This is a genomic window from Caulobacter sp. B11 (genome assembly GCF_002737765.1).
Lineage (GTDB): Bacteria > Pseudomonadota > Alphaproteobacteria > Caulobacterales > Caulobacteraceae > Caulobacter.
This window is the reverse complement of record NZ_PEGG01000143.1, coordinates 1-7529: the sequence shown is the minus strand read 5'-3', so window position 1 is coordinate 7529 and position 7529 is coordinate 1. Positions and strand designations below refer to the sequence as shown.

Sequence of the window (7529 nt, the reverse complement as noted above, 5' to 3'; positions counted from 1 at the left end):
CGTTCCGACCGTCCTCTATGGCCGTCACCCAGGCTGGGGCGTGCCCGGCGGCGCGCGCCGTGCCGATCGAGGTGCTCGAGGGGATGCTGGACGGCATGGAGGCCAACGGGCTGTTTGGCCCTGACCGACGTGGTGATCACCGGCTATTCGCCAAGCGCCGCCCAGGTCCGCGCCGCCGCCCGAGCCATCGACGCCGTGCGGGCCGCGCCACGCCGAGGGCGCCTCCAGCCGCAAGGCCGACCGTGCTCATCGACCCGACCATGCGGCGACGCCGGCAAGGGCTTGATGTCGCCCCCGAAGTGGCCGAGGCCATCGCGGCCGAACTGATCCCGCGCGCCGATGTTCGTGGCCGCAACGCCTGGGAGCTGCAGCGCCTGACCGGCTCGGACGCCCGCGATCCGCAATCGGCCCGTGTGCGCGCCGCCCGCCTGCTGGCCAAGCCGAACCCTGGTCTCGTTCCGTCCACCGCGGCAGCGAGATCGGCGTGGTCTATGCCGACCGCAGGAGGCCTGGCTGTCCGCCCACGCCAAGGCCGAGCGCTCGCCCAGCGGCACCGGCGACCTGTTGACCGCGGCTCTATGCCGCCTCGATCCTTGAGGGCCAGACCCTGTCCTATGGCCTGGCCAGGGCGGTGGGCGGCGTAGCGGAAACGGTGACGGCGGCGCAAATATCTGGAATGCGCCCGAACTGCGATCGTCGCCATGGCGGCCCGGATCAAGCAGACTTCGCCGACGGTCCGGATCGAACGCCTGGCCTGATCTCCACCGCCTTGCTTCCTTCGAGTCGCGTAAAATGACGTTCCAAGTCCTTGGTCGTTGCCCTGAGCGTTTCGGCCGCTTGCTCGACGCCTTCGTCGCCGAGTTCAAGACTGGCGAGGAATTGGGCGCGAGCTTTACCCTGGCCATAGACGGCGAGGTCGTGGTGGACATGCGGGCCGGCCATGCCGACCGGGCGCGGACGCGGCCGTTCCGGCGCAACACACTGGCGCCGGTGTTTTCGATCACCAAGATCGTCGCCGCCCTGATGATCGCGCGCCTCGTCGATCAGGGAAAACTCTCCTACACTCAAACGGTCGCCTCGATCTGGCCAGAGTTCGCCCAGGCCGGTAAGGCAGAGATCACCGTGGAACAGGTGCTGTCGCATCAGGCCGGGCTTTCGGGCCTGGACAAGCCGATAGATCGCATCCTCTGGTACGACGCTCCGGCGATCTGCGAGCGACTGGCCGCCATGGAGCCGCTGTGGCCGGTCGGCTCGGCGAGCGGCTATCACCCCCACACCTACGGCTTTCTCGTCGGTGAGATCTTTCGCCGGGTCGATGGGCGGAGTCTCGGGACGGCCATGCGCGAGGACCTGGCGATCCCGCTTGGCCTCGATCTCTGGATCGGACTGCCCGACACGGAGCATCGGCGCTGCGCCGAAGTGGCGTTCTGGCAGAAACCCGGCACGCTTAAATCCACTCACAGGGCCGTGGAGTACGCGCTGAAAGCCAAGTGGGCGAGCCCCGGCGGTCAGGGCCTGGGCGCCTGGCGACGTGGGGAGTTCCCGGGAGGCAACGGCCTGGCCACTGGCCCCGCCCTGGCCCGCCTTCTGGGCGCCCTGGCCTGCGGCGGCAGCCTGGCCGGCGTACATGTCCTCTCGCCCGAGGCCATGGACTTGATGCGGGCCCAGAGGATTGTCGGCCGGGATCTTGTCTTGCCCCACACCGTGAGTTGGGGCGCCGGCGTCATGCGGAACGCGCCCTACATGCACTACGGCCCCTCCCCAGACGCCTTCGGCCATGCCGGCTGGGGCGGATGCGTCGCCTTCGCCGATCCGGCGCGCGGCGTATCGGGCGCCTATCTGTTGAACCGGCACGGGCCCAAGGCGATCGGCGATGAGCGCGCCATCCGGCTGGTGGCCGCCGCCTATGACTGCCTGTAACCGAAGTTTGCGCGTTGCCCGCGGCGTCGAAACTGGTCTAGAGGCCTGAGACCCGCCTCGCAGGAAATACCATGAGCATTGAGATCAGCGGGGTCTGCCCCGATCGCTTCGCGCCGGTCCGCGACGCCTTCGCCGCCAATTTCGAATCCGGCGGCGAACTCGGCGCCCGGTTCTCGCTGACCCTCGACGGCGAGCTGGTCCTTGACCTGATGGCCGGCTTCGCCGATCGCCAGCGCCAACGCCCCTTCGGGCCCGACACCCTGACGCCGCTGTTCTCGACCACCAAGGCCGTGGCCGCCCTGCTGGTCGCGCGCCTGGTCGACCAGGGCCGCCTGACCTACGACCAGACCGTGGCCTCGGTCTGGCCGGAGTTCGCCCAGGCCGGGAAAGCCGCGATCACCGTCGGCCAGGTGCTCTCGCACCAGGCGGGCCTGTCGGGCTTCCTGGAAGAAACCGAGCCGACCATCTGGTTCGACTGGGACGCCGTCTGCGCCAGGCTGGCGGCCATGGCCCCCTGTGGCCCGTGGGCTCGGCCAGCGGCTATCACCCGATCACCTTCGGCTATCTGGCGGGCGAGATCTTCCGCCGGGTCGACGGCCGGACCATGGGAACGGCCCTGCGCGAGGACCTGGCGCTTCCGCTCGGCCTCGACCTGTGGATCGGCCTGCCCGACAGCGAGCACGCGCGCTGCGCGGAGCTGCAGCGGCCTAGCGCCCTGCCGACGTTCGGCGAACCCAACGAGGCGGTGCGCGCCGCCTTCCTGACGCCCTGGGCCGCCCCGGGCGGACGCGGCACGGCCGACTGGCGGCGGGTCGAGATCCCCTCGGCCAATGGCCACGCCACCGCCCCGGCCCTGGCCCGCCTGATGGGCGCCCTGGCCTCAGGCGGCTCTCTGGACGGGGTCGCGGTCCTGTCGCCGGCCGCCCTGGAGCTGGCGCGCGCCGAGCGGATCATCGGCCGCGATCTGGTTTTGCCCTTCGACATCAGCTGGGGCGCGGGATTCATGCGCAATACCCCCAACTTCTTCTACGGCCCCACCCCCGACGCCTTCGGCCATTCCGGCTGGGGCGGCAGCTGCGCCTTCGCCGATCCGGCGCGGGGCGTATCGGGCGCCTATGTAATGAACCGCCAGGGCAGCGATCTGATCGGCGATCCGCGCGCCGTGCGGTTGATCCAGGCCGCCTATAGCTGCCTCTAGAGCCTGCCCTGCTTTCAGGAAGCCCTGAAAAAAGGATAAAAAGCGCCTATAATCAGATAGTTAGATCCCTTTTATACGCTTTAGATGATCTCATCTAAAGCTAAAGGGCTCCAAGACCGGGTTCGGCGCGCGTCGTCGCAATCAGACGGGGCGCGGCCCCGACAGCGCGCCATAGAGGTCGGGACGGCGGTCGCGGAAGAAGCCCCAGGCCGCGCGATGGGTGCGCAGGAAGTCGAGGTCGAAGCTGGCCGAGACCAGGCCTTCATCGTCATGGCCCAGTTCACTGACCAGGTCGCCGCGATGATCGGCGATGAAGCTGGAGCCGTAGAAGCGCTGGCCGCCATTGGGATAGTTGTCCCAGGGCTCGAAGCCGATGCGGTTGGCGCCGATCACCGGAATGACATTGCTGACCGCGTGGCCCTGCATGGCCCGCTGCCAGGGCAGGGTGGTGTTGAGCGTCGGGTCATGCGGCTCGGTGCCGATGGCGGTGGGATAGAACAGGGCCTCGGCCCCCATCAGGGCCATGGCGCGGGCGGCTTCCGGGTACCACTGGTCCCAGCAAATGCCGACGCCCAGCCGGCCGAAACGCGTGTCCCAGACCTTGAAGCCGGTGTCGCCGGGCCGGAAATAGTACTTCTCCTGATAGCCGGGGCCATCGGGGATGTGGCTCTTGCGATAGAGGCCCAGCATCGAGCCGTCGGCGTCGGCCATCACCACGCTGTTGAAATAGTGCGGGCCTTCGCGCTCGAAGATCGAGATCGGGATCACCACGCCCAGTTCGCCCGCCAGGGGCGCGATGGCCTTGACCACCGGATGCTCACGCCACGGATGGGCCTCCGCGAACCAGCGCTCTTCCTGGGTGACGCAGAAATAGGGCCCCTGGAACAGCTCGGACGGCAGGATGACCTGGGCGCCGCCGGCGGCGGCCTGGCGGATGAAGGCCTCGGTCTTCTTGATATTGGCGTCCAGATCCATCCCGTACGAGGTCTGGATCGCGGCGACGTTCAGGGTCCGGGTCATGCGGGCTCCTGCTGGCTGATGCAGTGGAACGAGCCGCCGCCGGTCAGGATGGCGGTAGAGGCCAGGCCGATGACCTCCCGCTCGGGGAACAGGCCCTGGATCACCTCGACGGCGAAGGCGCCGGACTCCTGCGCATAGATCGGCACGATCACCGCCTCGTTGGCGATCAGGAAATTCATGTGCGAGGCCGGGACGATCTCGCCGTCCGCATCGAGAATGCGGCCCGGCGACGGGATGCGAACCACCTGAAGCGGCGAACCACGGCTGTCGGTCATGCCGGCCAGAAGCCGAGCGGTATTGGCATAGACCTCGGCATTGGGGTCATCGGCCCCGAAGGCCATCGGGCAGGCCACCACGCCCGGCGCGACGAAGCGGGCCAGGTTGTCGATATGGCCGTCGGTATGGTCGTTGAGCAGCCCATCCTCCAGCCACAGCACCTTCTTGGCGCCCAGGGCCTTGGCCAGGGCGGCGCTAGCCTTGGCCTCGTCGAAGTCGCCGTTGCGGTTGTCGTTGAGCAGGCACTGGCGGGTGGTCAGGATGGTGCCCAGGCCGTCATGGTCGAGCGAGCCGCCCTCCAGCACGAAGCCGTTGCGGACCAGGGGCGTTCCGGACGCGGCGGCGATCTGTTCGGCGACGATGTCGTCGCCTTCCATCTCGAACTTGCCGCCCCAGCCGTTGAACTCGAAGCCGGCCGCGATGGGCCCCTTGGCCGTCTCGACGAAGATCGGGCCGGTGTCGCGCAGCCAGATGTCGCCGAACTGGCCCCGCACGATCTCCACGGTCGTATCGCCCAGCAGCGCGCGAGCCGCCGCCTCGGCCGCGTCGCCGACCACCATCAGCCTGACGCGTTCTCCCCCGGGACCGGCCAGGGCGCGGGCCAGGGCCGCGACCTCGGCCTGGGCGACCGGCAGGTCCTCGCGCCAGAGTTCGGCATGGCTGGGAAAACCCAGCCACATGGCGCGGTGCGGGGCCCACTCGGCGGGGACGATCGGGGTCATGGCGAAAACCTGGTCACAAACAGAGGCGGGCAAATGGCCCTGACCACTCGAGCGGTCAAGGCCGTTCCATAACAAAAAGGGCGGCCCGTCGCCGGGCCGCCCTTCTGTAACACGTCGATGACGCGAGCTTAGAACTCGTAACGCAGCGAGATCTGCATCGTCCAGAGCGAGTTCTTCACGTCGCCGCGAGTCCTGACGATCGAGGTCGGGACCAGCGAATAGACATAGGCCGGGCAGGTGGCGGTGGCGTTGGAGGCCAGGGCCGTCCCGGTCGCGCTCACGCACGCCGCGCGAGCCAGGGTGGTGCCGTCGCCGTATTCCTCGACCTTGCCCCAGTCGCGGTTGACCAGGTTCAGCACGTTACGGATGTCGAACTGGACCTTCAGCTTGTGGCCGTCGATCAGGGTCGGCAGTTCCTGGCTGATCTGCAGGTCAACGCGGTTGAGATCCTTGTTGGTGTTCGAATACTTCTCAAGGATGCCCGGCTTCAGGCCGAACTGGTTCACATAACCGATGAACCGGTCGCGGTTGGCGGCGTCGATGAAGAACACGTTGCCAATCTGCAGGTCGGTGGTGTTGGTGTCGGCCTTGATGTCCGGCACGTAGAGCAGCTGGGCGGCGCGGTTCACGCCGAACACCGGGCTACGGCCCGAAGCCGCGTCCTGCATGGTGAAGCCGAACGGACGACCGCTGGTGCGTTCAGCGAACATGCTGATGCGGGTCTCGTTATCACCGAAGAACTTCTTCCGGTAACCAGCTTCCAGCTTGTAGCGATCCTTGATCTCTTCCAGCGCGGTGCCGTAGGCGTCGCGGGCCGGATCCATGCCGGCCGGAACGCTGTTGTACAGCGAGCCGGCGGTGGTGCCGAAGCGCAGGCCGGCATTGGACTCGTCGATGTTCTGACGGGCGTAGCCGAGGCCGAGGTCCAGACCGAACTGGAAGGACTTGGACAGGCCGACGCCGAAGGTGAAGGCCTCGCCCTTGTCGATGTTGTTGGTGACGAGATCGCGGTTGTCGCCCGGGTTGGTCGACGAGACGCCCTGGGCGTTGCGCGCGACGGGCGACAGGGTCAGACCATCATAACGCGGACGACCATCGGGGGTCAGGGCGCGCTGGCCGTTGATGATCAGCGGCTGGGCGCGGGTGTCGACGAAGGTGATGGCGTTCTGGGCCTGGGTGGCCACGTACTGAACGTCGAGGTTCCAGCCGTCATACACTTCCCAGTTGCCGCCGAAGTACAGCTTCCATTCGGCCGGCAGTTCGAAAGCCGGGTTCAGGGCGATGACTTCGTTGGCGGCGCTGATGCCCGGGGTGCCGGGCAGGGTGCCTTGCTGGAACTGCTGCACCAGGGTCGGCATCTGATAGCCGAAGCCCGTGAAGGTGCGCAGGTTGTCCAGGGCCGCGGCGCCGACAGCGGCGGTGAAGCCCGGGGTCACCGACGATGAGGTCGACGATTCCAGATAGCCGTTAGCGCCGGTGCAGTTAGACGCGGCGGTGATGCAGCGGCGGATGGTGGTGCCGGCGATCTCGTAACCGTTGTTGTAGAACGGCGTGGCGAACAGAACTTCCGGTTGGCCGCCCGAGAACAGACCGAAGCCGGCGTTGAGCTTGAGGGTGTCGCTCACGCGCCAGCTGGCCGAGACGCGCGGCATCAGGATGGCCAGACCGTCGAGGGTCTTGGTGTTGCTGAAGCCATTGCGCTTGACGAAGTTGGGGTTCTCGGCCGGGACGTCGGCCATGTCGATCCAGTCATAGCGGAAGCCCACCGTGACCTTGATGTCGTCGGTCACGTCCAGCGCGTCCTGGCCGTAGATCGAGTGCTGCCAGTAGGAGAAGTCGGCGGCGGCGTCGATGGCGTTGCCGGTGACCGAGTTGCTGTAGGTCAGCGAGCTGGCGCGGCCGGCGGCGAAGTCGGCGATCGAGTCGAAATAGTATGTGCCGCGCGAGTTGGGCACGAACACGTTGAACACTTCCTTCTTCGAGCCCTGGTAGCCGAGCTTGAAGACGTTGTCGTTCAGCGAGTAGGTCGCCGTGCCCTGGAACACCGCTTCCTGGATGTCCAGCTGGTTGGCGTGGCGGAAGGCGTCAGGTCCGAAACGGACCGACGAGAAGCCGCTGGCGCAGGTGGTGATGGTCGAGTTGGTCGGGGCGGTGTCGGCGTTCGGCGCGGCGCAGATGGCCACGTCCGAATAGTTCTGGCCGCTCTTGGGTTTTGACCCTTGACCCAGTCGCGATAGGTGGCGCGAACGGTCGTCGACAGACGATCGGTCCAGTCCGAGTTGATTTCGAGTGTGGTGCCTTCGTCGAGATAAGTCGCGTCGTACCATTGCGAGTCGAGGGCGGCGGCGGTGGTGCCCAGACCGGTCCGCGAGGTGAACAGCGACTCGGCGCGG

The 7529-nt window shown here is 67.3% G+C and carries 5 protein-coding genes and 2 pseudogenes; 4 read left to right on the top strand and 3 right to left on the bottom strand.

Annotated elements, in window-relative coordinates; translation table 11 throughout:
• The 4 genes and pseudogenes from CSW58_RS07210 to CSW58_RS15040 form a co-directional block, all read left to right on the top strand.
• Positions 1-644, top strand: a pseudogene (locus CSW58_RS07210) (hypothetical protein); the annotation flags it as partial.
• Positions 645-837: 193 nt separating this feature from the next.
• Positions 838-1920: a serine hydrolase domain-containing protein gene (locus tag CSW58_RS07205; RefSeq protein ID WP_369825107.1), complete on the top strand. Its 1083-nt coding sequence runs from the start codon at positions 838-840 to the stop codon at positions 1918-1920.
• 71 nt (positions 1921-1991) lie between these two features.
• Positions 1992-2375 (top strand): annotated as a pseudogene (locus CSW58_RS15045) (serine hydrolase domain-containing protein); the annotation flags it as partial.
• Positions 2282-3118: a serine hydrolase domain-containing protein gene (locus tag CSW58_RS15040; RefSeq protein ID WP_369825108.1), complete on the top strand. Its 837-nt coding sequence runs from the start codon at positions 2282-2284 to the stop codon at positions 3116-3118. The pseudogene CSW58_RS15045 and the gene CSW58_RS15040, both read left to right, overlap by 94 nt.
• Before the next feature lie 141 nt (positions 3119-3259).
• Here CSW58_RS15040 and aguB read toward each other — a convergent pair whose 3' ends face one another.
• The 3 genes from aguB to CSW58_RS07185 all read right to left on the bottom strand — a co-directional run bounded on the left by aguB (position 3260) and on the right by CSW58_RS07185 (position 7319).
• Entirely contained in the window at positions 3260-4138 is an 879-nt protein-coding gene (gene aguB / locus CSW58_RS07195; RefSeq protein WP_099446831.1) for an N-carbamoylputrescine amidase, read from the bottom strand.
• Positions 4135-5136, bottom strand: a complete 1002-nt coding sequence (locus CSW58_RS07190) for an agmatine deiminase family protein (RefSeq protein WP_099446830.1) — start codon at positions 5134-5136, stop codon at positions 4135-4137. Before CSW58_RS07190 ends, aguB begins: the two co-directional genes overlap by 4 nt.
• Positions 5137-5264: 128 nt before the next feature.
• Positions 5265-7319, bottom strand: coding sequence for a TonB-dependent receptor (locus CSW58_RS07185; RefSeq protein ID WP_099446829.1), 2055 nt, complete (start codon positions 7317-7319; stop codon positions 5265-5267).
• Positions 7320-7529 lie beyond the last annotated feature (210 nt).

Excerpts from the sequence above, each read along its gene's own strand:
- CSW58_RS07190 (WP_099446830.1), bottom strand. The coding sequence starts at position 5,136 with ATGACCCCGATCGTCCCCGCCGAGTGGGCCCCGCACCGCGCCATGTGG.
- aguB (WP_099446831.1), bottom strand. The coding sequence starts at position 4,138 with ATGACCCGGACCCTGAACGTCGCCGCGATCCAGACCTCGTACGGGATG.